Below are 18,699 nucleotides of genomic sequence, written 5' to 3'. Positions count from 1 at the left end.
CTATCTCTATTTTTACCTCCCAGAAATCAGATCACATGTTTACATATCAGCAGTTACTTTCCTTCACCGAAAACATACTTCTCGCCATTGGCCACTCTAAAGAAAATGCTACTCTTGGAGCTAAGGTCCTCCTCAGCGCCGACCTCCGGGGCGTTGACTCGCATGGCGTAGCCCGGCTGTCTGGCTATGTAAGGCTTTGGGAAGCTAAGAGAGTGAATGCCACCCCCAACATTAAGATCGTGCATGAGACGCCCTCGACAGCGGTAGTCGACGGCGACAGTGGGCTGGGACTGGTTGTTGCCCCCTTTGCTATGAAAGTGGCGATAGAGAAGGCTGAGAAAGTAGGCACTGGATGGGTCTCAGTGAAAGGATCCAACCATTTTGGCATTGCCGGCTACCATAGCATGATGGCGCTGGAAAAAGACATGATTGGCATTTCCATGACCAACGCCAGCCCGCTGGTAGCACCAACATTCAGCACCACAAGATTACTGGGTACTAACCCCATTTCGGTGGCCATTCCCGCCAAAACACAGCCACCATTCGTTGCCGATATGGCCACCACCACAGCGGCCAACGGCAAGCTGGAAATTTTGCAAAGAAAGAACCTGGATGCCCCACTAGGCTGGGTACAGGAAAAAGACGGTACTCCTACAACCAATGCCAACGGCGTGAAAGACGGCGGTGCGCTACTTCCACTTGGTGGTGACAGAGAACACGGCTCACACAAGGGCTACTCGCTGGGTGCCATTGTCGATATTTTCTCAGCTGTACTATCGGGTGCTAACTACGGCCCCTGGGTGCCTCCATTTGTAGCCTTTCTCTCTCCACCTGCTGATCCAGTGGGTGAAGGCATCGGCCACTTCTTTGGCGCCATGCGTGTCGACGCTTTCCGTCCTGCTGACGAGTTTAAGGAGCATATGGATAATTGGATTAGCACGTTCAGAAAAGCTGAAACAGTGAAAGGGCAAGACAGGGTGCTGATACCAGGCGACCCGGAAAGAGAAATGGAAAAGGAAAGAATGGAAAGCGGTATCCCGCTTCTGCCTCCAGTGGAGAAAGATTTAAGAGAGCTCGGCGAGAAACTTGGAGTGGCCTTTTAGAAGGTAAAGCCTACCCTTAATACTATCGGGCTGTTGTAGGGAGATCGGATGTCGTCGTACAGCAGATTGTATAGTGCGCTTATCATAAAGCCACCGCCACTTCTTCCTATTGGCTGAAAAAGCCCACCGCCAGCAAACAAACCAGGCACCCACTGCCTTACTACATCGTCATTGGCATTATAAAACTGTAGATTGAGATTTTCAAATTCACCGTGTACAAAGAACTGGCGACCAATATTCCTTCTTACAAAGGTGCGCCATCCATAGTTTGAGTAAGAAGCATTATAGTACTTGAAGTTGATGTACTGGTAGGTAACACCAAGTCCTGCTGAAAGCTTCGGTGTAATCATGTAGCCTGCCAGCGGAGAAAGGTCGACAAACGTCACAGAACCAAACTGAGCTCCAAAGTTGCCGCCGAGGTATACCCTGTCAAAGAAACTGCTGTTCTCCTGATCGTATTCCTTTTGGGCAAACGATGAAAACGAAATGAAAAATAGAATGAAAGCTGCGATTAATGATTTCATGCGGTAAACAACGTTGTATTCCGTAATAACACCTGTCTACTCTTCCGCCACTATGATGTATAAGTCCTCGGTGGGCTTTTTCATCATGTAGCGCTCTCTGGCAAACTTCTCGAGCAGGTCGCTATCGCTAAGCAGCTCGTGCCGGTCTTGCCTTACCTCTTCGATTTTCTCCATATAATACTCCTTCTGAGCCTCCAGGTCACTCAACTTCCGACTTAGGCGCAGTTGCGTAAAAACATCGTTGGAGTCCAGGAAAAGCATCCAAATAAGGAAAAAGAAGGTGAAGAGGAAATAGAAGTTCCTCGTGTAGGGGGGCAGATTCTTGAAAAACCTCGAAATCATACTGGAAATGTAGTCTATTTCCCAAAAATAAAAAAATCCCGGCAACATGCGAAGCGCACGACAGCCGGGATTTTACGCAATGGTCTTAATTATTTTTTAACAGGGAAATAAGCTGTTTCTCCCAATTCCTCTTCGATCCTAAGCAACTGGTTGTACTTAGCCATCCTGTCGGAACGTGAAAGAGAACCAGTCTTGATCTGCCCGGCATTGGTAGCCACGGCAATATCAGCGATGGTAGCATCTTCCGTTTCACCCGAGCGGTGAGAAATAACAGCTGTCCAGCCAGCTTTGTGTGCCATTTCAATAGCTGCAAGTGTTTCTGTCAAAGAACCGATTTGGTTGACTTTGATAAGAATGGAGTTGCCACACTTCTCGTTGATCGCTCTTTCAAGGAACTTCACGTTGGTCACCAAAAGGTCGTCACCAACGATCTGGCACTTATGTCCGATTTTCTCGGTCAAAAGTCTCCAGCCTTCCCAGTCATTTTCAGCACATCCGTCTTCGATGCTATCAACAGGATATTTCTCAACAAGCTCAGCAAGGTATTCAACCTGCTCAGCAGTTGTTCTTACTTTGCCAGAGTCACCTTCAAATTTCTTGTAGTTGTATTTGCCGTCCTCATAGAACTCAGATGCAGCGCAGTCAAACGCAATCATTACGTCTTTTCCAGCCTTGTATCCTGCCTTCTCAATCGCCTTCAAAATATCGGCAAGGCCTTCTTCTGTTCCACCTGAAAGGTTAGGAGCAAATCCACCTTCGTCTCCTACGGCAGTGCTCAGTCCTTTGTCGTGAAGAATCTTCTTAAGGGCATGGAAAATCTCAGCACCCATTCTAAGCGCCTCGCTATAAGTAGGGGCACCTACAGGACGAATCATAAATTCCTGGAATGCGATGGGCGCATCTGAGTGAGAACCACCATTGATGATGTTCATCATTGGCACTGGCAACGTGCTTGCGTTAGGTCCACCAAGGTATCTGAATAGAGACTGTCCTGACTCTTGTGCTGCTGCCTTAGCAACTGCCAGAGAAACACCAAGAATAGCGTTAGCACCCAGCTTTCCTTTGTTGGGCGTGCCATCCAGCTCAATCATTATCTTGTCGATAAGCTTCTGGTCGAAAACACTAAGGCCAATCAGTTCGCCGGCTATTTTCTCGTTCACGTTTTCAACAGCCTTGAGCACACCTTTTCCAAGGTATTTCGACTTGTCACCGTCTCTAAGCTCAACGGCCTCGTGCGTACCTGTAGAAGCACCAGACGGCACCGCCGCTCTGCCCATAATTCCATTTTCAGTGTAGACATCTACCTCAATAGTAGGATTGCCCCTGGAGTCAAGAATCTGCCTTGCGTGAATTCCTTCAATTAAACTCATTATGTTTTTAGTTTAGATGTTCAACGAACTGATCAAATAAATACCTGGAGTCGTGCGGCCCCGGAGAAGATTCCGGATGGTACTGCACAGAAAATACTTTCTTGCCCTTCAATTTCATGCCCGCCACTGAACTGTCGTTCAAATGTATGTGCGTTAGTTCAGCAACGGAAGAGCTTTTCAGCTCGTCCATGTTTACTGCAAACCCATGGTTTTGCGACGTAATCTCGCTCTTTCCCGACACAAGGTTCTTCACAGGGTGATTGAGCCCCCGGTGGCCATGGTGCATCTTAAAGGTGCTGATACCGCAGGCAAGCGCTAAAATCTGGTGCCCAAGGCATATGCCGAACAACGGTTTGTCCGCTGCAAGAATTTCTTTTACTGTGGTGACTGCGTAATCCATTACCGAAGGGTCGCCAGGGCCGTTTGAAATGAAGTACCCTGTCGGCTTCCATGCCTCCATTTCTTTGAAGGTGGTTTGCGCCGGAAACACTTTACAATATATGCCTCGGGCTGCCATGTTCTTGAGAATCGATTGCTTAATGCCAAGATCAAGCACCGCCACTTTCATTTTGTTGTTTTCGTCGCCGAAGGTGTAAGCCTCTTTTGTGGTCACTTTAGAAGACAGCTCAAGCTTGTCCATTGACGGCACCTGCTTAAGCTTAGCCATCAATTCCGCTTTGTCAAAAATCTCCGAAGAGATAATTGCGTTCATCGCTCCTTTGCTCCTTATGTGCCTTACGAGGCTCCGGCTATCAAGCCCCGAGATACCGACTGTATTGTGTTTGACAAAATAGTCATTGAGGCTCGAGTCAGCCGTTTTGCGGCTAAACAACTTCGAAAACTCGTTCACAACCACCCCACTGATTTTCGGTGTAGCCGATTCCTGCTCATCCCCATTCACTCCATAGTTACCGATATGAGACGCTGTGTTCACCACAATCTGGCCGAAGTATGACGGATCAGTATAAATCTCCTGATAGCCGGTCATGCCTGTGTTAAAGCAAATCTCCCCTCCGCTCGTTCCAATTTTACCGATAGCGTCGCCCTCGTACAAGGTTCCGTCTTCCAGAAGTAAAACAGCACGTGGATTCGGTGTGTATTTCATGTGTATGCAGCGTTTACCTTTGTATAACTAGTGTGATTTATTTGACAGCTTACCAGCTTTCAAAACTAATTAGCCAGCTTGACATTAGAGGCGAATAAGCAGGCACAAAAATAGAAAGAATTTTCTAAGACCCACCGCTTCAAAACAAAAAAGGGTTGACAAAAGCCAACCCTTTCAATTGAAATATTCTATTTTCTAATTATTTCTTCTCTTCTTCGGCTGAGTCGTCAGCGCTGGCCTCATCAGTACCTTCTTCAGGTGCTTCGGCAGCTGCTTCTTCAGTAGTTTCAGCAGCAACTTCTTCAACAGCCCCTTCGGCTACCGGAGCTTCTTCCACAACTACTGCATCTGTAGCAGACGCTTTAGCTTCGTCAGCACCAGCAGCAGCCTTGCTACGACGTGTTCTCTTAGCCTTAGGCTTCGCTGTAGCTTCTCCAATCAGCAATTCATTGAAGTCAACAAGCTCCATCATACAGATTTCTGCGTTGTCACCAAGTCTGCTACCCAAACGGATGATCCTTGTGTAGCCACCTGGGCGACTCGCAGTTTTTTCAGCCACAGGGCCAAACAGCTCCTGTACAGAATACTTGTTTTGCAGATAAGAGAAAACAATTCTTCTATTGTGAGTAGAATCGTCTTTTGTCTTTGTGATCAATGGCTCAACATACTTTCTAAGTGCCTTGGCCTTAGCGACAGTTGTTGTTATGCGCTTATGAAGAATCAGCGAAGACGCCATGTTAGAAAGGAGCGCCTTTCTGTGGCTTGCTGTCCTACCTAAGTGATTTATTTTTTTACCGTGTCTCATGATAAATTAATCCTCCTCTAATTTGTACTTACCCAGGTCCATACCAAAAGTAAGTCCTTTCTCCTGTACAAGTTGTTCCAACTCAGCAAGCGACTTCTTACCGAAGTTTCTGAATTTCATCATATCAGAAATTTCAAGTCTTACAAGATCTCCCAATGACTTAACATCAGCAGCCTTCAGACAGTTGTAAGCTCTAACAGATAGATCCAGGTCGTTCAGCGCCGTCTTCAAAAGCTTGCGCATGTGAAGAAGTTCCTCATCAACGGCATCTGGCTCCTTGGCATCGGCTGCTTCAAGCACCATGCTCTGATCAGAAAACAACATGAAATGTTGGATAAGTATATTAGCTGCTCCCTTAAGAGCTGCTTCAGGGTGAATAGAACCGTCAGTTTCGATGTCAAGAATCAACTGCTCGTAGTCAGTCTTTTGCTCAACCCTGGTATTCTCCACGCTATATTTTACGTTCTTAATAGGAGTAAAAACAGAGTCAATCGGAATATATCCGAAAACCTGATCGCCAGATGGTTTGTTCTCATCCGCAGCGACATAGCCTCTACCCTTTTCGATTGTAACTTCTATCTCGAATTGTGCACTCTGATCAAGGTTACAGATTACCAACTCAGGGTTCAATACTTCAAATGAAGAAGTGAACTTGCCGATGTCGCCAGCTGTAAACTTAGCTTGCTTCGATATAGAGACAGTGACTTTATTGTCTACCATGTCAGCAATCTTTTTGAACCTAACCATTTTGAGGTTCAGAATGATTTCTGTTACGTCTTCCATAACTCCCTCAATTGTAGAGAATTCATGCAAAACTCCTGGTATTTTTATTGCTGTAATTGCATAGCCTTCAAGAGAGGAAAGAAGTATTCTTCTCAGTGCGTTACCAATGGTAACTCCGTATCCTTTCTCGAGCGGTTTAAAGGTGAAAAGCCCATGAAAATCATCGGCCTTTTCCATAACCACTTTCTCGGGCATTTGAAATGCTAGTATTGACATAGCAATAGAAAGTGTTTAATTGATAAAATTATTTTGAATACAATTCGACGATAAGCTGCTCCTTGATGTTTTCAGGAACTTCATCTCTCGATGGAGCTTGAATAAACTTACCAGTCATTTGTGAACCGTCCCACTCTAGCCAGCCAAATTTATTGGAAGAACGTGCTGCAAGACTCTCCGTGATAGCCAACAAAGACTTAGATTTTTCACGAACGCCTACAGTATCTCCAGCTGTAAGAGAATAACTTGGGATATTTACTACTTCACCATTTACAGTGATATGCTTGTGAAGGACTAACTGACGTGCTCCTCTTCTTGTTGGAGCAATACCCAAACGGTAAACAGTGTTGTCCAGTCTGCTTTCAAGAAGCTTCAACAGGTTCTCACCAGTGATGCCGTCTTTGCGTTGAGCAGTATTGAATGTCTTAGCAAATTGTCTCTCCAACAATCCGTAGAGGTACTTAGCCTTCTGCTTCTCCAATAGCTGGATCGCATATTCAGACTGCTTACGACGACGGCTTCTGCCGTGCTGTCCCGGAGGATAAGCCTTCTTCTGAAGGGCTTTGCCACCACCCAAAACGGGCTCTCCAAATTTTCTCGAAATCTTGGTTTTTGGACCAGTATATCTTGCCATTTCTTTCTACAGTCTTTAATTAAACTCTACGTCTTTTAGGCGGGCGACATCCGTTGTGAGGAAGCGGGGTCACATCTTTAATCACAGTGACTTCAATGCCAGCATTTTGAATAGTCCTGATTGCAGACTCTCTGCCTGATCCAGGGCCTTTCACAAATACTTCCACCTTGCGGAGTCCTTGATCATATGCCTTAGCTGCACAGTCTTGTGCTGCTACTTGTGCTGCGTATGGAGTGTTCTTCTTCGAACCCCTGAAGCCCATCTTACCTGCTGAAGCCCAAGAAATAACTTGTCCGTTATTATTGGTCATCGCAATGATGATGTTGTTGAATGAAGCCCTTATATGTGCTTGTCCAACTGCTTCAACAGCTACAACACGCTTTTTCGCCTTGTCTTTTCTCTTCTGAGCCATTGCTAAAAGTTATTATTTAGTAGCCTTCTTCTTGTTAGCCACTGTTTTCCTCTTACCTTTTCTAGTACGGCTATTGTTTTTGGTACGCTGACCTCTAACAGGTAACCCTTTTCTGTGACGTAGTCCTCTGTAACATCCAATATCAAGTAAACGCTTGATGCTCAATTGAATTTCAGATTTCAGTACACCCTCAACCTTAATGTTCTCAGTGATGATCAAACGAACTGCGTTCGCTTCCTCCTCAGTCCACTCCGACACTTTTTTGTCCCAGTTGATCCCAGCCTCAGCAAGTATTTTCTGAGCCGTTCTACGACCAATTCCGAAGATGTAGGTCAAACCTATCTCTCCTCTTTTATTATCGGGAATATCAACTCCAGCTATACGAGCCATAATTAACCTTGTCTTTGTTTAAACCTAGGATTCTTCTTATTGATAACGTACACCTTACCATTACGGCGGATTATCTTGCAGTCTACGCTACGTTTCTTTACAGATGCCTTTACTTTCATGACTACTTATTTATATCTGTATACTATTCTTCCTTTTGTCAAATCATAGGGCGACATCTCCATTTTTACTTTATCGCCTGGCAAAATCTTGATGTAGTTCATCCTCATTTTGCCTGAAATGTGGGCTACTACCTGATGCCCATTCTCTAACTCCACTCTGAACATCGCATTGGATAGTGCTTCTACTATCGTACCGTCCTGTTCTATAGATGATTGTTTCGCCATATTACAAATTACGCTACAGCTACGTTTTGAGATCTGCCTTTTAATCTACCCGACTTCATCATACCCTCATAGTGTCTCATAAGAAGGTAGCTTTCTATTTGCTGTAAAGTATCTAAAATAACCCCCACCATGATCAACAGCGATGTTCCGCCGTAGAACTGAGAAAACTCTCTTGTCACACCTGCCATACTCGCAAATGCCGGCATAATAGCTACCAACGCAAGGAACAAGGATCCTGGCAGTGTAATTCTTGTAAGCACTCCATCTATAAATTCAGACGTTGCCTTTCCTGGCTTAATGCCTGGTATAAAACCTCCGTTTCTCTTCATATCATCACCAATCTGATTAGGATTGATAGTGATAGCTGTATAAAAGAAGGTGAAAATTATGATCAACGATGCAAACAATGCATTGTATTGCCACGACTGAAAGTCCGAAAACGTTGTTCCAATATATTGAGCGATATCGCTAGTGTCGGCCCAGATGCTTGCAATAAGCGCCGGAAGAAACATAAGCGACTGAGCAAAAATGATTGGCATTACACCAGCTGCATTCACCTTTAGTGGAATGTACTGACGCTGACCGCCATATACCTTATTGCCAACTACCTGCTTCGCATATTGAACAGGTATTCTTCGAACAGCCTGTGTCAACATAACAACCGCCATTACTACAAAGAACAGTGCAACAATCTCAAGCACGAGGATAAGCCCCTGACTCATGCCTCTCGACAGAGATTCAGCAATAATTGCTGCGGGGAACCTGGACACGATGCCTATCATGATAAGCATTGAGATTCCATTACCTATACCCTTATCAGTAATTTTCTCACCCAACCACATACAGAAAATAGTGCCGGCCGTAAGAATGACAATTGAGCTACCTGTAAAGAACGTCCTGTTGGCCATCACAATAGCCTCTGCGGGAATAGTAGCAGTTAAATATCCGATTCCCTGAGCCAGCGTGATAAATATGGTCAATACTCTGGTATACTGATTAATCTTCTTCCTACCACTATCGCCCTCCTTTTGCAATCTTTGAAAATAAGGAACAGCTACCGTTAATAGCTGCAAAACGATAGAAGCTGAAATGTATGGCATAATGCCCAATCCAAATATGGAGGCATTACTAAACGCACCACCTAAGAAGGTATCAAGCAGACCAAATATCCCCTGGGCTTCGCCAGCAAGTTTAGATGGGTCAATACCTGGAAGGACTATATAAGATCCCAATCTAAAGATCAGTAGAAATCCAACCGTGTTCAAAATTCGAATACGGAGATCCTCAATGCTAAAGATATTCCTTATGGTGCTAATAAATCGCTTCATTCTATTAAAGTACGGTTACCTTACCACCTGCCTTTTCAATTGCTTCCTGAGCAACTTTTGAAAAAGAACTTGCAGATACATCTACTTTTGCTTTCAACTCACCTCTGCCCAATACCTTAACAGTATCGTTCTTAGAAGCCAATCCATGCTCAATAAGCGTGTCAAGAGTCACCTCTTTCACCTTGTAGGTGTCTACAAGTGTCTGAAGCACGTCAAGATTGATTGGTTTTGAAACAACCTTGTTTCTATTCTTGAAACCAAACTTCGGCACACGGCGCTGAAGTGGCATTTGACCACCCTCAAATCCTTTTTTCTTGCTATAGCCAGACCTGGATTGAGCACCTTTGTGACCACGAGTGGAAGTACCGCCCATTCCTGAGCCCTGACCTCTTCCTATTCTCTTTCTACTCTGGGTAGACCCCTTTGCAGGTTTTAGTGTACTTAAGTCCATAATCTTAAAGAGCTTTAACTTCAACTAAATGAGTAACCTTAGCAATCATTCCTGCGATTTGAGGAGTAAGTTCCTTTTCTACAGAACGATTTATTTTTGCAAGGCCCAAAGCCTTAATTGTCGCCTTTTGAACTGCAGGACGACCTATTGTGCTTCTTATCTGTGTAATCTGAACTTTTGCCATCAGAATTATCCTTTGTAAACTTTTTCTAGTTCGACACCTCTTTGGTCAGCCACGGTGAACGCATCACGCATTTTTGTCAGAGCGTCAAAAGTTGCTTTTACCACGTTGTGTGGGTTTGACGAACCTTTTGACTTAGCCAAACAATCGTGAACGCCTGCACTCTCCAATACCGCACGCATCGCACCACCGGCAATTACACCTGTACCAGGTGCAGCTGGTTTAATCAAAACCCTGCCACCGCTGAACTTACCGTTCGATTCGTGTGGAAGCGTTCCTTTCAATATCGGAACCTTAACAAGGTTCTTTTTAGCATCGTCGATACCTTTAGTGATTGCATCGGTTACTTCATTGGCTTTACCCAATCCGTAGCCTACTACTCCATTGCCATCACCTACTACTACGATAGCTGAAAAGCTAAAACGACGTCCACCCTTCACTACTTTCGCTACCCTGTTAATGGCAACTACTCGTTCTTTAAGATCTATTTCGGACGCTTTTACCGATTTTACGTTTGACTGTGTCATGTTCAATTAGAATTTAAGACCACCTTCTCTGGCTCCTTCAGCAAGTGCTTTTACACGTCCGTGGTATGGGTAACCACCACGATCAAAAACACAAGTTGCCAAGCCGCTTTCCTTAGCCTTTTCAGCAATTTTCTTCCCAACCAATTTAGAAACATCATTGTTGATCTTTCCCTTCTGACCCACATCCTCCGAAGAAGATGCTGCGAGTGTGTGACCACTCAGGTCATCAATTAGTTGAGCATATATTCCCTTGTTGCTTTTGAAAACCGAAAGCCTGGGTCTGTCAGAAGTTCCGCTAATCTTGTTACGGATTCCTCTTTTTATTCTTAATCTTCTGTCTCCTTTACTGGTGGCCATCTTAATTATTTTTTAGCAGCAGTTTTACCAGCTTTTCTACGAACTTGCTCTCCCACAAAGCGAACACCTTTACCTTTGTAAGGCTCTACTTTTCTTAGTGATCTGATCTTGGCAGCAACTTGTCCAATAAGCTGTTTATCGATACTTTCTAGACTTATCGTTGGGTTCTTACCTTTTGGAGTTTCAGTGTTCAACTTAACTTCATCTGGCAGAGCCAAAAATATATTGTGAGAGTATCCAAGGTTTAATTCAAGAACGTTTCCCTGATGTGAGGCTTTGTAACCTACACCTACCAGCTCCAGCTCCGCTTTGTAACCATTACTTACTCCCTCAACCATATTAGCGATCAAAGACCTGTACAAACCGTGCATAGCTTTATGACGCTTTTGTTCAGTTGGTCTTTCAACAACCAATTCCGACCCCTCCAATTTAACCTGGATGTCAGGATCTATATCTTGTGTTAACTGGCCTTTAGGTCCTTTAACCGTAACAACAGTTTTATCTATTGAGATGGTTACTCCGGCAGGTACAGTTACTGGTTTCTTTCCTATTCTTGACATGACATCAATATCTTAATAAACGTAACAAAGTACTTCTCCACCAATATTCTGTGTCCTGGCCTCTTTGTCTGTCATTACACCTCTTGAGGTTGAAATGATAGCTACACCTAAGCCATTAAGAACACGAGGAATTTTTTCAACGTGAGCATACTTACGCAAACCAGGCTTACTTATTCTTTCAAGAGATAAAATGGCGTTTTTCTTCGTAACAGCATTGTATTTCAACGCTATCTTGATAACACCTTGCTTATCATCTTCAACGAACTTGAAGTTCTGGATATATCCCTTATCCATTAGAACCTTGGTGATCTCCTTCTTGATGTTAGAAGCAGGAACCTCAACGATTCTGTGATTTGCTTTTATTGCATTTCTAACTCGTGTTAGATAATCTGCTATAGGATCTGTAACCATACAGTAAAATAATTAAGCCCTTTTTAACAGGGCTGCAAAGGTATAAATTATTTTCTTTCTTAACAATATGCCTTGGGCAAATAATTACCAGCTTGACTTAGTCACGCCTGGTATTTTACCATCAGAAGCCATCTCACGAAATGTTACACGAGAAATACCAAACTTCCTCATATATCCTTTTGGACGCCCCGTCAATTTACAACGGTTGTGAAGACGTACCGGAGAAGCGTTTTTGGGCAACTTATCTAAACCGATGTAATCACCTGCTTCTTTAAGTGCCTTTCTTTTAGCAGCATACTTTGCTACCAAATGCTCTCTTTTTCTCTCCCGTGCTTTAACTGATTCTTTAGCCATGTTATTTATTTTTTGATGCGAATGGCATTCCAAATGCCTTCAGCAATTCATAACTCTCCTCATCACTATTTGCAGTAGTAACAAAAGTGATATCCATACCAGATATTTTGTTGATTTTGTCAATACTGATTTCAGGGAAAATGATCTGCTCCTTCACCCCTAATGTGTAGTTCCCTCTGCCGTCGAACCCACTGTCCTTAATTCCTTTGAAGTCACGAACCCTTGGAAGAGCAATTGACATCAAACGGTCAAGAAATTCGTACATCTTGTCACCACGAAGCGTTACTCTCGCTCCAATTGGCATACCTTCACGCAATTTGAAGTTAGATATAGATGTTTTCGCTTTGGTAGGAACTGCCTTCTGGCCAGTGATAGTAGTAAGTTCTTCAACTCCCACATCCACAAGCTTTTTGTCAGCTACAGCTGCACCAATACCCTTGTTTACCGTGATTTTGGTCAGCTTAGGAACCTGCATGATCGACTTGTACTGGAATTTCTCCATCAAGGCTTTCATGATCTCCTCCTGGTATTTCGTTTTTAATCTAGGACTAGCCATTGTTAATTACCTCCCCAGTTTTCTTTGCGTATCTTTGAAGTTTGCCCTTCTTGTCTTCTTTTCTCCCAACTCTTGTTGCATTACCAGTTGATGGGTCTACCACCATCAGGTTGCTCAAGTGAATAGGAGCCTCTTTCTTTTCGATCCCGCCATTTGGGTTCTGCGCAGAAGGCTTTACGTGCTTCGTAATAATATTACATCCCTCAATAAAGGCCTTGCTATCGCCAGGCACCACTTCCAGCACCTTGCCAGTTTTTCCTCTACTGTTGCCGGCAATCACTTTAACAGTGTCACCCTTGCGGACATGAAGCTTATTAGGCTTTGAATTAGTTTTCATATGTTATAGTACTTCAGGCGCCAATGAAACGATTTTCATGAATTGTTTTTCACGAAGCTCTCTGGCAACAGGTCCGAAAATACGAGTTCCTCTTGGTTCGTCATTACCCGTCAATAACACAGCTGCGTTATCTTCAAATCTGATGTATGAACCATCTTTTCTTCTGATTTCCTTCTTGGTGCGTACAATGACGGCCTTGGAAACAGTACCCTTCTTCAAACTGCTTGAAGAAATGGAAGACTTAACGCTCACCACAATCTTATCTCCGATTGAAGCGTAACGTTTACCCGTTCCACCTAGCACACGTATACAAAGTACCTCTTTGGCACCGCTATTATCTGCAACAGATAACCTGGATTCCTGCTGTATCATCTTATTTTGCTCTTTCGATAATTTCTACCAATCTCCAACGCTTCCTTTTACTTAAAGGTCTCGTTTCTGCTATGCGTACAGTATCACCAATACCACACTCGTCCTTCTCATCGTGTGCCAAAAACTTGGTTGTTTTACCTATGAACTTTCCATAGATAGGGTGCTTCACCTTACGAGAAACTGCCACAGTGATAGACTTATTCATCTTATCACTAACAACCTTTCCTGTTTTCTCTTTACGTAGATTTCTGGTCTCCATACTCCAATTATTTTGATAGCTCTCTTGAGTGTAGCTCGGTTTGAATCCTAGCTACAACTCTACGGTTGTGGCGGATTCTCATCGGATTTTCAACAGGAGTAACAGCATGGGCGAACTTCAACTTTTGAAGGCTCTCTTTCTCTGCTGCGAGTCGTGCGTTTAGCTCCTCTACAGAAAGCGACTTTAGCTCTGAATTTTTCATTGTATTGCAGCGTAATCTCTTCTGACAATAAATTTAGTTTTTATAGGAAGCTTCTGAGCCGCTAATCTTAGCGCTTCTTTAGCTGTTTCAATGGGTACACCACCTGCTTCGAACATAATAGTTCCCGGCTTTACAATCGCTACCCAATACTCAGGCGCACCTTTACCTTTACCCATACGTACTTCTGCGGGCTTTTTGGTAATAGGCTTGTCGGGGAATATGCGGATCCAAACCTGACCTTCCCTTTTCATTGCCCTTGTAACGGCGATCCTCGATGCTTCAATCTGGCGTGAGGTAATAAAACCAGATTCCAATGACTTCAATCCAAAAGTTCCGAAAGAAAGTGTATGACCCCTTTGGGCAATACCTTTTACTCTTCCTTTTTGTTGCTTCCTGAATTTAGTTCTTTTAGGCTGTAACATTTGTCAGCTAATTAACTAGTTATTATTTTCTTTTACGTTTAGGAGCGCCGTCGCCGGGTCCACCTCTTCTTCTACCACCTCCATCACGTCTGTTGCCAGGGCCTCCACCAGAGTTACCACTGTTGGCGTCGTTTGTTATTCCTACGTTAGGGGAGAGGTCTCTTTTACCAAACACCTCACCTTTGAATATCCAAACCTTGATACCAATCTTACCGTAAACAGTCTGCGCTTCAGAAATTGCGTAGTCAATATCAGCACGAAGTGTGTGTAGAGGAATTCTACCCTCCTTGTACATTTCAGTACGTGCCATTTCAGCACCGCCCAAACGTCCTGATACTTTTATCTTAATTCCCTGAGCTCCCACTCTCATTGCCGAAGCAATCGCTTGCTTCATGGCTCTTCTATAGGAAATACGAGCCTGCAACTGTTGAGCAATTGACTCACCTACCAAAAGCGAATCAAGCTCTGGTCTTTTAATTTCGAATATATTGATCTGGATATCTTTTCCAGTAATCTTCTTCAGCTCTTCTTTGATCTTGTCGACTTCAGAACCACCTTTTCCAATAACAACGCCAGGACGAGCAGTGTGGATAGTAAGTGTTATCCGCTTAAGCGTACGCTCAATAACTATCTTAGCAATTCCACCTTTGGGAATCCTTGCAGTTATGTATTTTCTGATTTTGGTGTCTTCAACCAATTTGTCAGCAAATGTTTTGCCTCCAAACCAGCTTGAATCCCATCCTTTAATGACTCCGAGTCTAAAACCGACTGGGTTTACCTTCTGTCCCATGCGTTTTACTTTTCTGTGTTTTCGGTTGCTTTTGATTCAGGCGCAGCTGCCGCAGGTGCCAGGCTGTCTACAATCAGCGTTACGTGGTTCGAACGCTTTCTGATCCTGTGTGCTCTACCTTGTGGTGCTGGTCTCAGTCTTTTCAACATACGACCTGAATCAACAGATATGGCCTTCACGTACAAATCAGCTTCCTCAAGTTTGGCATCTTCGTTGCCCTGCTGCCAGTTGGCAATAGCAGACAGCAACAGTTTCTCCAAACGTGCAGCAGGATGCTTTGATTCATGCTTAAGTATAGTCAAAGCCTTATTTACACGTACGCCTCTGATAAGATCAACAACCAATCTCATTTTTCGTGGAGAGGTAGGAACGTTCTTCAACTTAGCTACTGCTTCCATATCCTTATCTTTTACCTTTATCTTTTTTGGCGATGTGACCCCTGAAATTCCTGGTTGGTGCAAATTCACCTAGCTTGTGACCCACCATGTTTTCAGTAACATACACTGGTATAAACTTATTTCCGTTGTGAACCGCAAAGGTGTGGCCAACGAAATCCGGTGAGATCATAGATCTTCTTGACCATGTTTTGATTACCGACTTCTTGCCAGCCTCGTTCATGGTTTCCACCTTGTTCTCCAGTCTGAAATCTATATATGGGCCTTTCTTAAGAGATCTAGCCATTACTTATTTCTTTTTATTAGAGATGATTAACTTATCAGAATACTTGTTCGGGCGACGTGTCTTCTTTCCTTTCGCCAACAGACCATTTCTAGATCTTGGATGACCACCAGAAGCTCTACCTTCACCACCACCCATCGGGTGATCGACAGGGTTCATTACAACACCACGAACTCTTGGGCGTCTTCCCAACCATCTGTTACGACCAGCCTTGCCAAGCACGACGTTCATGTGTTCGCCGTTAGATGCAGTTCCAACTGTTGCCATGCAGACTGCCAAGACCATTCTCATCTCACCAGAAGGCAATTTGATAGTGGCATACTTTCCTTCACGAGCCAATAGTTGCCCGTAAGCCCCAGCACTTCTCGCCATTGCTGCGCCCTTACCAGGCTTCAATTCTATGGCGTGAATGATGGTACCAAGAGGAATTTTAGACATTGGCAATGCATTGCCTACTTCCGGAGCTACTGACTCCCCTGAAAACAAGGTTTGTCCTACCTGAATACCTTCGGGTGCCAGGATGTATCTTTTTTCACCGTCAGCATAAGCCAACAAAGCTATGAAAGCTGTTCTGTTTGGATCGTATTCGATTGACTTTACGGTAGCAGGAATATCATGCTTATCACGCTTGAAATCAACCATACGGTACTTCTGCTTATGACCACCACCTAAATAGCGCATAGTCATGCGACCTCCGGCGTTTCTGCCACCACTCTTCTTTCTGCTTGCCACCAATGACTTTTCAGGCACATTGGTTGTAATCATAGAATAGTCAGGCGCCATTCTGAAACGCTGGCCTGGTGTAATCGGTCTTAATTTTTTTACTGCCATTTTCCCGTTCCTTTATATTCCTGCGTAAAAATCAATTACTTCACCTTCGGCAACTGTCACAATGGCCTTCTTGTAGGCATCGGTTCTGCCTTCTAGCACACGTGACTTTGTATACCTGGTTTTTCTCTTTCCCTGATAGACCATGGTGTTGATATTTTCAACCTTCACACCATACATTTTCTCTATCTCCTTCTTTATCTCTACCTTATTGGCACCCTTCTTCACAACAAAGCCATACTTGCCTTTCTCGTTCATAGAAGACACCTTTTCAGTAACCAAGGGTTTTACTAATACGCTCATGGTCTTTAATTAAGAGTGTTTTCAACTGTTTGAATAGAGCTCTCAACGAAAACTACATGATCAGCATGAAGCAGATCGTAGGTAGTAACGTCAGCTGCAAGGGCGACCTTTGATCTCTCCAGGTTCCTGCCCGACAAAACGATGTTCTTGTCTACAGCAGGCAACACCACAAGGGTCTTCTTATCAGCAAGTGCCAAAACTTCAAGCATCTTTATGAAGTCCTTAGTTTTAGGAGCGCTGAAAGTGAAGTCCTCTATAACAGAAATCGATTCGCCTTTGGCCTTGTAAGTCAATGCAGACTTGCGGGCAAGTGATTTTACTTTCTTGTTAAGCTTAAATCCGTAAGTTCTTGGTCTCGGTCCGAATATACGACCACCACCAACAAAGACGGGCGACTTGATGCTACCCGCACGGGCAGTACCTGTTCCCTTTTGCTTCTTTATCTTTCTGGTTGAGCCAGAAACTTCGTTACGTTCTTTAGACTTGTGAGTACCCTGTCTCTGGTGAGCTAGAAACTGCTTTACATCTAAATAGATAGCATGGTCATTAGGCTCGATTGCAAATACAGCATCTGAGAGACTAACTTTCCTTCCGGTGTCTTCACCGGTATATTTTTTTACAACTAGTTCCATGTTACTTCTCTAGGATTACGTATGAGTTCTTAGCACCTGGAACGGAGCCACTGACTACAATTAAATTTTTCTCCGGCATGATCTTCATGATCTGAAGGTTAATCACCTTCACTCTGTCACCACCTGTTCTTCCGGCCATTCTAATGCCTTTGAAAACTCTTGATGGAAACGAACATGCACCGATGGAACCGGGAGCACGAAGTCTGTTGTGCTGACCGTGAGTTGCCTCACCAACACCAGCGAAACCGTGGCGTTTAACAACACCCTGGAAGCCTTTTCCTTTTGAAGTTCCGATCGCATCAAGAAACTCGGCCTCTTTGAATACTTCGCCGACCATGATCTTGTCCCCTATCTTCACCTGACCTTCGAATTCCTCACGGAAATCACGAAACTCAACTACCTTTTTCTTAGGAGTAGTTTTGGCCTTAGCAAAGTGGCCTTTAAGGGCCTTAGGAGTGTTCTTATCCTTTCGTTCGTCATAAGACAACTGGATAGCCTTATAGCCATCCGTGGACTCATTCTTCACTTGGGTAACAACGCAGGGACCAGCCTCTATCACCGTGCATGCAACGTTACGTCCATCGGCACCGTAGATACTAGTCATTCCAATTTTTTTTCCAATAATTCCTGACATCGTATTGGTTATAAGTTCTTTATCAACGTTTTCGGCGTTTATCCGCCAAAAAGGACTGCAAAGATAGTAATTTGCTCTGTCCTACAAAACTGTTAACTCTAAATTTTTAAAATATCTATGCACAAAAAAAGAACCAATAACTCTTATCATTATTGGTTCTTTACGAAACAATACTATTTAAGGTCAGACCTTAATTTCAACGTCAACTCCGCTTGGCAATTCAAGCTTCATCAGGGCGTCTACTGTTTTTGTACTGTTTGAATAAATGTCTACCAGGCGCTTGTAAGTACAAAGCTGAAACTGCTCTCTCGACTTCTTGTTCACGTGGGGCGAGCGAAGTACAGTAAAGATTTCCTTTTCTGTAGGCAAAGGAATCGGTCCGCTAACTATAGCGCCGGTTGTCTTCACGGCTCTTACGATCTTCTCAGATGATTTGTCAACCAAATTATGGTCGTAAGACTTAAGTTTGATTCTTATTTTCTGTGTCAT

The 18,699-nt window shown here is 43.8% G+C and carries 34 protein-coding genes; 1 reads left to right on the top strand and 33 read right to left on the bottom strand.

Annotated elements, in window-relative coordinates; translation table 11 throughout:
* Window positions 1-35 precede the first annotated feature (35 nt).
* Complete coding sequence (locus RIG68_RS10730) at window positions 36-1,103, top strand: Ldh family oxidoreductase (protein ID WP_350121945.1); 1,068 nt, start codon at window positions 36-38, stop codon at window positions 1,101-1,103.
* Here RIG68_RS10730 and RIG68_RS10725 read toward each other — a convergent pair.
* The 33 genes from RIG68_RS10725 to rpsJ form a co-directional block, all read right to left on the bottom strand.
* Window positions 1,100-1,627 carry a hypothetical protein gene (locus RIG68_RS10725; RefSeq protein WP_350077487.1) on the bottom strand — a complete coding sequence of 176 codons (528 nt, stop codon included), beginning with the start codon at window positions 1,625-1,627 and terminating at the stop codon, window positions 1,100-1,102. The genes RIG68_RS10730 and RIG68_RS10725 overlap by 4 nt on opposite strands.
* 36 nt (window positions 1,628-1,663) lie before the next feature.
* Window positions 1,664-1,969: an FtsB family cell division protein gene (locus RIG68_RS10720; RefSeq protein ID WP_350077485.1), complete on the bottom strand. Its 306-nt coding sequence runs from the start codon at window positions 1,967-1,969 to the stop codon at window positions 1,664-1,666.
* A gap of 89 nt (window positions 1,970-2,058) precedes the next feature.
* Window positions 2,059-3,339, bottom strand: a complete 1,281-nt coding sequence (gene eno, locus RIG68_RS10715; RefSeq protein ID WP_350077483.1) for a phosphopyruvate hydratase — start codon at window positions 3,337-3,339, stop codon at window positions 2,059-2,061.
* Window positions 3,340-3,346: 7 nt separating this feature from the next.
* The gene (gene carA, locus RIG68_RS10710; protein ID WP_350121942.1) at window positions 3,347-4,444 is read right to left on the bottom strand and encodes a glutamine-hydrolyzing carbamoyl-phosphate synthase small subunit; all 1,098 of its coding nucleotides are present in this window, start codon (window positions 4,442-4,444) and stop codon (window positions 3,347-3,349) included.
* Between the two features lie 199 nt (window positions 4,445-4,643).
* A complete protein-coding gene (rplQ, locus tag RIG68_RS10705) occupies window positions 4,644-5,249 on the bottom strand; it encodes a 50S ribosomal protein L17 (RefSeq protein ID WP_350121940.1) in 606 nt (201 codons plus the stop codon).
* A gap of 6 nt (window positions 5,250-5,255) precedes the next feature.
* On the bottom strand, window positions 5,256-6,248 hold the full coding sequence (locus RIG68_RS10700) for a DNA-directed RNA polymerase subunit alpha (protein ID WP_151997967.1): 993 nt from the start codon (window positions 6,246-6,248) through the stop codon (window positions 5,256-5,258).
* 28 nt (window positions 6,249-6,276) lie between these two features.
* Window positions 6,277-6,882, bottom strand: coding sequence for a 30S ribosomal protein S4 (rpsD, locus tag RIG68_RS10695; RefSeq protein WP_350077477.1), 606 nt, complete (start codon window positions 6,880-6,882; stop codon window positions 6,277-6,279).
* Window positions 6,883-6,901: 19 nt separating this feature from the next.
* Window positions 6,902-7,294: a 30S ribosomal protein S11 gene (gene rpsK, locus RIG68_RS10690; RefSeq protein ID WP_151997965.1), complete on the bottom strand. Its 393-nt coding sequence runs from the start codon at window positions 7,292-7,294 to the stop codon at window positions 6,902-6,904.
* A gap of 12 nt (window positions 7,295-7,306) precedes the next feature.
* On the bottom strand, window positions 7,307-7,684 hold the full coding sequence (gene rpsM, locus RIG68_RS10685) for a 30S ribosomal protein S13 (RefSeq protein WP_151997964.1): 378 nt from the start codon (window positions 7,682-7,684) through the stop codon (window positions 7,307-7,309).
* A gap of 2 nt (window positions 7,685-7,686) precedes the next feature.
* Window positions 7,687-7,803: a 50S ribosomal protein L36 gene (gene rpmJ, locus RIG68_RS10680; protein ID WP_151997963.1), complete on the bottom strand. Its 117-nt coding sequence runs from the start codon at window positions 7,801-7,803 to the stop codon at window positions 7,687-7,689.
* 6 nt (window positions 7,804-7,809) lie between these two features.
* On the bottom strand, window positions 7,810-8,028 hold the full coding sequence (infA, locus tag RIG68_RS10675; protein WP_151997962.1) for a translation initiation factor IF-1: 219 nt from the start codon (window positions 8,026-8,028) through the stop codon (window positions 7,810-7,812).
* An 8-nt stretch (window positions 8,029-8,036) separates the two neighbouring features.
* Complete coding sequence (gene secY, locus RIG68_RS10670; protein WP_350077474.1) at window positions 8,037-9,356, bottom strand: preprotein translocase subunit SecY; 1,320 nt, start codon at window positions 9,354-9,356, stop codon at window positions 8,037-8,039.
* Window positions 9,357-9,360: 4 nt separating this feature from the next.
* Window positions 9,361-9,807, bottom strand: a complete 447-nt coding sequence (gene rplO, locus RIG68_RS10665; protein ID WP_317487963.1) for a 50S ribosomal protein L15 — start codon at window positions 9,805-9,807, stop codon at window positions 9,361-9,363.
* Window positions 9,808-9,811: 4 nt separating this feature from the next.
* Window positions 9,812-9,991, bottom strand: coding sequence for a 50S ribosomal protein L30 (gene rpmD / locus RIG68_RS10660; RefSeq protein ID WP_151997959.1), 180 nt, complete (start codon window positions 9,989-9,991; stop codon window positions 9,812-9,814).
* A 5-nt stretch (window positions 9,992-9,996) separates the two neighbouring features.
* Window positions 9,997-10,515: a 30S ribosomal protein S5 gene (gene rpsE, locus RIG68_RS10655; RefSeq protein WP_151997958.1), complete on the bottom strand. Its 519-nt coding sequence runs from the start codon at window positions 10,513-10,515 to the stop codon at window positions 9,997-9,999.
* Between the two features lie 6 nt (window positions 10,516-10,521).
* A complete protein-coding gene (rplR, locus tag RIG68_RS10650) occupies window positions 10,522-10,872 on the bottom strand; it encodes a 50S ribosomal protein L18 (protein ID WP_151997957.1) in 351 nt (116 codons plus the stop codon).
* A gap of 5 nt (window positions 10,873-10,877) precedes the next feature.
* Window positions 10,878-11,432 carry a 50S ribosomal protein L6 gene (rplF, locus tag RIG68_RS10645; protein ID WP_151997956.1) on the bottom strand — a complete coding sequence of 185 codons (555 nt, stop codon included), beginning with the start codon at window positions 11,430-11,432 and terminating at the stop codon, window positions 10,878-10,880.
* Between the two features lie 12 nt (window positions 11,433-11,444).
* On the bottom strand, window positions 11,445-11,843 hold the full coding sequence (rpsH, locus tag RIG68_RS10640; protein ID WP_151997955.1) for a 30S ribosomal protein S8: 399 nt from the start codon (window positions 11,841-11,843) through the stop codon (window positions 11,445-11,447).
* 84 nt (window positions 11,844-11,927) lie between these two features.
* Complete coding sequence (gene rpsN / locus RIG68_RS10635; RefSeq protein ID WP_151997954.1) at window positions 11,928-12,197, bottom strand: 30S ribosomal protein S14; 270 nt, start codon at window positions 12,195-12,197, stop codon at window positions 11,928-11,930.
* A gap of 1 nt (window position 12,198) precedes the next feature.
* Window positions 12,199-12,753: a 50S ribosomal protein L5 gene (gene rplE / locus RIG68_RS10630; protein WP_151997953.1), complete on the bottom strand. Its 555-nt coding sequence runs from the start codon at window positions 12,751-12,753 to the stop codon at window positions 12,199-12,201.
* Window positions 12,746-13,090: a 50S ribosomal protein L24 gene (rplX, locus tag RIG68_RS10625; RefSeq protein WP_151997952.1), complete on the bottom strand. Its 345-nt coding sequence runs from the start codon at window positions 13,088-13,090 to the stop codon at window positions 12,746-12,748. The genes rplE and rplX overlap by 8 nt, the downstream gene beginning before the upstream one ends.
* Before the next feature lie 3 nt (window positions 13,091-13,093).
* Window positions 13,094-13,462, bottom strand: coding sequence for a 50S ribosomal protein L14 (rplN, locus tag RIG68_RS10620; protein WP_151997951.1), 369 nt, complete (start codon window positions 13,460-13,462; stop codon window positions 13,094-13,096).
* A 1-nt stretch (window position 13,463) separates the two neighbouring features.
* Complete coding sequence (gene rpsQ / locus RIG68_RS10615) at window positions 13,464-13,721, bottom strand: 30S ribosomal protein S17 (RefSeq protein WP_151997950.1); 258 nt, start codon at window positions 13,719-13,721, stop codon at window positions 13,464-13,466.
* A 7-nt stretch (window positions 13,722-13,728) separates the two neighbouring features.
* Window positions 13,729-13,923 carry a 50S ribosomal protein L29 gene (rpmC, locus tag RIG68_RS10610; RefSeq protein ID WP_151997949.1) on the bottom strand — a complete coding sequence of 65 codons (195 nt, stop codon included), beginning with the start codon at window positions 13,921-13,923 and terminating at the stop codon, window positions 13,729-13,731.
* Window positions 13,920-14,345 (bottom strand): 50S ribosomal protein L16, encoded by a 426-nt coding sequence (rplP, locus tag RIG68_RS10605; protein WP_151997948.1) that lies wholly within the window; start codon window positions 14,343-14,345, stop codon window positions 13,920-13,922. The genes rpmC and rplP overlap by 4 nt, the downstream gene beginning before the upstream one ends.
* A 22-nt stretch (window positions 14,346-14,367) precedes the next feature.
* Complete coding sequence (gene rpsC / locus RIG68_RS10600) at window positions 14,368-15,135, bottom strand: 30S ribosomal protein S3 (RefSeq protein WP_151997947.1); 768 nt, start codon at window positions 15,133-15,135, stop codon at window positions 14,368-14,370.
* Between the two features lie 5 nt (window positions 15,136-15,140).
* Window positions 15,141-15,533 carry a 50S ribosomal protein L22 gene (rplV, locus tag RIG68_RS10595; protein WP_350121937.1) on the bottom strand — a complete coding sequence of 131 codons (393 nt, stop codon included), beginning with the start codon at window positions 15,531-15,533 and terminating at the stop codon, window positions 15,141-15,143.
* Between the two features lie 4 nt (window positions 15,534-15,537).
* Entirely contained in the window at window positions 15,538-15,816 is a 279-nt protein-coding gene (gene rpsS, locus RIG68_RS10590) for a 30S ribosomal protein S19 (RefSeq protein ID WP_151997945.1), read from the bottom strand.
* Between the two features lie 3 nt (window positions 15,817-15,819).
* Window positions 15,820-16,644 (bottom strand): 50S ribosomal protein L2, encoded by an 825-nt coding sequence (gene rplB, locus RIG68_RS10585; RefSeq protein ID WP_350077466.1) that lies wholly within the window; start codon window positions 16,642-16,644, stop codon window positions 15,820-15,822.
* A gap of 12 nt (window positions 16,645-16,656) precedes the next feature.
* Window positions 16,657-16,944 carry a 50S ribosomal protein L23 gene (rplW, locus tag RIG68_RS10580; RefSeq protein ID WP_317487968.1) on the bottom strand — a complete coding sequence of 96 codons (288 nt, stop codon included), beginning with the start codon at window positions 16,942-16,944 and terminating at the stop codon, window positions 16,657-16,659.
* A 5-nt stretch (window positions 16,945-16,949) separates the two neighbouring features.
* A complete protein-coding gene (gene rplD / locus RIG68_RS10575) occupies window positions 16,950-17,576 on the bottom strand; it encodes a 50S ribosomal protein L4 (RefSeq protein ID WP_350121934.1) in 627 nt (208 codons plus the stop codon).
* A gap of 1 nt (window position 17,577) precedes the next feature.
* A complete protein-coding gene (gene rplC / locus RIG68_RS10570) occupies window positions 17,578-18,210 on the bottom strand; it encodes a 50S ribosomal protein L3 (protein ID WP_339787086.1) in 633 nt (210 codons plus the stop codon).
* Between the two features lie 183 nt (window positions 18,211-18,393).
* Window positions 18,394-18,699 carry a 30S ribosomal protein S10 gene (gene rpsJ, locus RIG68_RS10565; protein ID WP_151997940.1) on the bottom strand — a complete coding sequence of 102 codons (306 nt, stop codon included), beginning with the start codon at window positions 18,697-18,699 and terminating at the stop codon, window positions 18,394-18,396.

Source organism: Imperialibacter sp. (assembly GCF_040222385.1).
In the GTDB taxonomy this organism is placed as follows: Bacteria; Bacteroidota; Bacteroidia; order Cytophagales; family Cyclobacteriaceae; genus Imperialibacter.
This window is presented reverse-complemented; position numbering and strand designations above follow the sequence as displayed.

Bases quoted from the DNA above. Each gene is read 5' to 3' on its own strand.
- RIG68_RS10730 (WP_350121945.1), top strand. From the start codon at position 36: ATGTTTACATATCAGCAGTTACTTTCCTTCACCGAAAACATACTTCTC.
- RIG68_RS10725 (WP_350077487.1), bottom strand. From the start codon at position 1,627: ATGAAATCATTAATCGCAGCTTTCATTCTATTTTTCATTTCGTTTTCA.
- RIG68_RS10720 (WP_350077485.1), bottom strand. From the start codon at position 1,969: ATGATTTCGAGGTTTTTCAAGAATCTGCCCCCCTACACGAGGAACTTC.
- eno (WP_350077483.1), bottom strand. From the start codon at position 3,339: ATGAGTTTAATTGAAGGAATTCACGCAAGGCAGATTCTTGACTCCAGG.
- carA (WP_350121942.1), bottom strand. From the start codon at position 4,444: ATGAAATACACACCGAATCCACGTGCTGTTTTACTTCTGGAAGACGGA.
- rplQ (WP_350121940.1), bottom strand. From the start codon at position 5,249: ATGAGACACGGTAAAAAAATAAATCACTTAGGTAGGACAGCAAGCCAC.
- RIG68_RS10700 (WP_151997967.1), bottom strand. From the start codon at position 6,248: ATGTCAATACTAGCATTTCAAATGCCCGAGAAAGTGGTTATGGAAAAG.
- rpsD (WP_350077477.1), bottom strand. From the start codon at position 6,882: ATGGCAAGATATACTGGTCCAAAAACCAAGATTTCGAGAAAATTTGGA.
- rpsK (WP_151997965.1), bottom strand. From the start codon at position 7,294: ATGGCTCAGAAGAGAAAAGACAAGGCGAAAAAGCGTGTTGTAGCTGTT.
- rpsM (WP_151997964.1), bottom strand. From the start codon at position 7,684: ATGGCTCGTATAGCTGGAGTTGATATTCCCGATAATAAAAGAGGAGAG.
- rpmJ (WP_151997963.1), bottom strand. From the start codon at position 7,803: ATGAAAGTAAAGGCATCTGTAAAGAAACGTAGCGTAGACTGCAAGATA.
- infA (WP_151997962.1), bottom strand. From the start codon at position 8,028: ATGGCGAAACAATCATCTATAGAACAGGACGGTACGATAGTAGAAGCA.
- secY (WP_350077474.1), bottom strand. From the start codon at position 9,356: ATGAAGCGATTTATTAGCACCATAAGGAATATCTTTAGCATTGAGGAT.
- rplO (WP_317487963.1), bottom strand. From the start codon at position 9,807: ATGGACTTAAGTACACTAAAACCTGCAAAGGGGTCTACCCAGAGTAGA.
- rpmD (WP_151997959.1), bottom strand. From the start codon at position 9,991: ATGGCAAAAGTTCAGATTACACAGATAAGAAGCACAATAGGTCGTCCT.
- rpsE (WP_151997958.1), bottom strand. From the start codon at position 10,515: ATGACACAGTCAAACGTAAAATCGGTAAAAGCGTCCGAAATAGATCTT.
- rplR (WP_151997957.1), bottom strand. From the start codon at position 10,872: ATGGCCACCAGTAAAGGAGACAGAAGATTAAGAATAAAAAGAGGAATC.
- rplF (WP_151997956.1), bottom strand. From the start codon at position 11,432: ATGTCAAGAATAGGAAAGAAACCAGTAACTGTACCTGCCGGAGTAACC.
- rpsH (WP_151997955.1), bottom strand. From the start codon at position 11,843: ATGGTTACAGATCCTATAGCAGATTATCTAACACGAGTTAGAAATGCA.
- rpsN (WP_151997954.1), bottom strand. From the start codon at position 12,197: ATGGCTAAAGAATCAGTTAAAGCACGGGAGAGAAAAAGAGAGCATTTG.
- rplE (WP_151997953.1), bottom strand. From the start codon at position 12,753: ATGGCTAGTCCTAGATTAAAAACGAAATACCAGGAGGAGATCATGAAA.
- rplX (WP_151997952.1), bottom strand. From the start codon at position 13,090: ATGAAAACTAATTCAAAGCCTAATAAGCTTCATGTCCGCAAGGGTGAC.
- rplN (WP_151997951.1), bottom strand. From the start codon at position 13,462: ATGATACAGCAGGAATCCAGGTTATCTGTTGCAGATAATAGCGGTGCC.
- rpsQ (WP_151997950.1), bottom strand. From the start codon at position 13,721: ATGGAGACCAGAAATCTACGTAAAGAGAAAACAGGAAAGGTTGTTAGT.
- rpmC (WP_151997949.1), bottom strand. From the start codon at position 13,923: ATGAAAAATTCAGAGCTAAAGTCGCTTTCTGTAGAGGAGCTAAACGCA.
- rplP (WP_151997948.1), bottom strand. From the start codon at position 14,345: ATGTTACAGCCTAAAAGAACTAAATTCAGGAAGCAACAAAAAGGAAGA.
- rpsC (WP_151997947.1), bottom strand. From the start codon at position 15,135: ATGGGACAGAAGGTAAACCCAGTCGGTTTTAGACTCGGAGTCATTAAA.
- rplV (WP_350121937.1), bottom strand. From the start codon at position 15,533: ATGGAAGCAGTAGCTAAGTTGAAGAACGTTCCTACCTCTCCACGAAAA.
- rpsS (WP_151997945.1), bottom strand. From the start codon at position 15,816: ATGGCTAGATCTCTTAAGAAAGGCCCATATATAGATTTCAGACTGGAG.
- rplB (WP_350077466.1), bottom strand. From the start codon at position 16,644: ATGGCAGTAAAAAAATTAAGACCGATTACACCAGGCCAGCGTTTCAGA.
- rplW (WP_317487968.1), bottom strand. From the start codon at position 16,944: ATGAGCGTATTAGTAAAACCCTTGGTTACTGAAAAGGTGTCTTCTATG.
- rplD (WP_350121934.1), bottom strand. From the start codon at position 17,576: ATGGAACTAGTTGTAAAAAAATATACCGGTGAAGACACCGGAAGGAAA.
- rplC (WP_339787086.1), bottom strand. From the start codon at position 18,210: ATGTCAGGAATTATTGGAAAAAAAATTGGAATGACTAGTATCTACGGT.
- rpsJ (WP_151997940.1), bottom strand. From the start codon at position 18,699: ATGACACAGAAAATAAGAATCAAACTTAAGTCTTACGACCATAATTTG.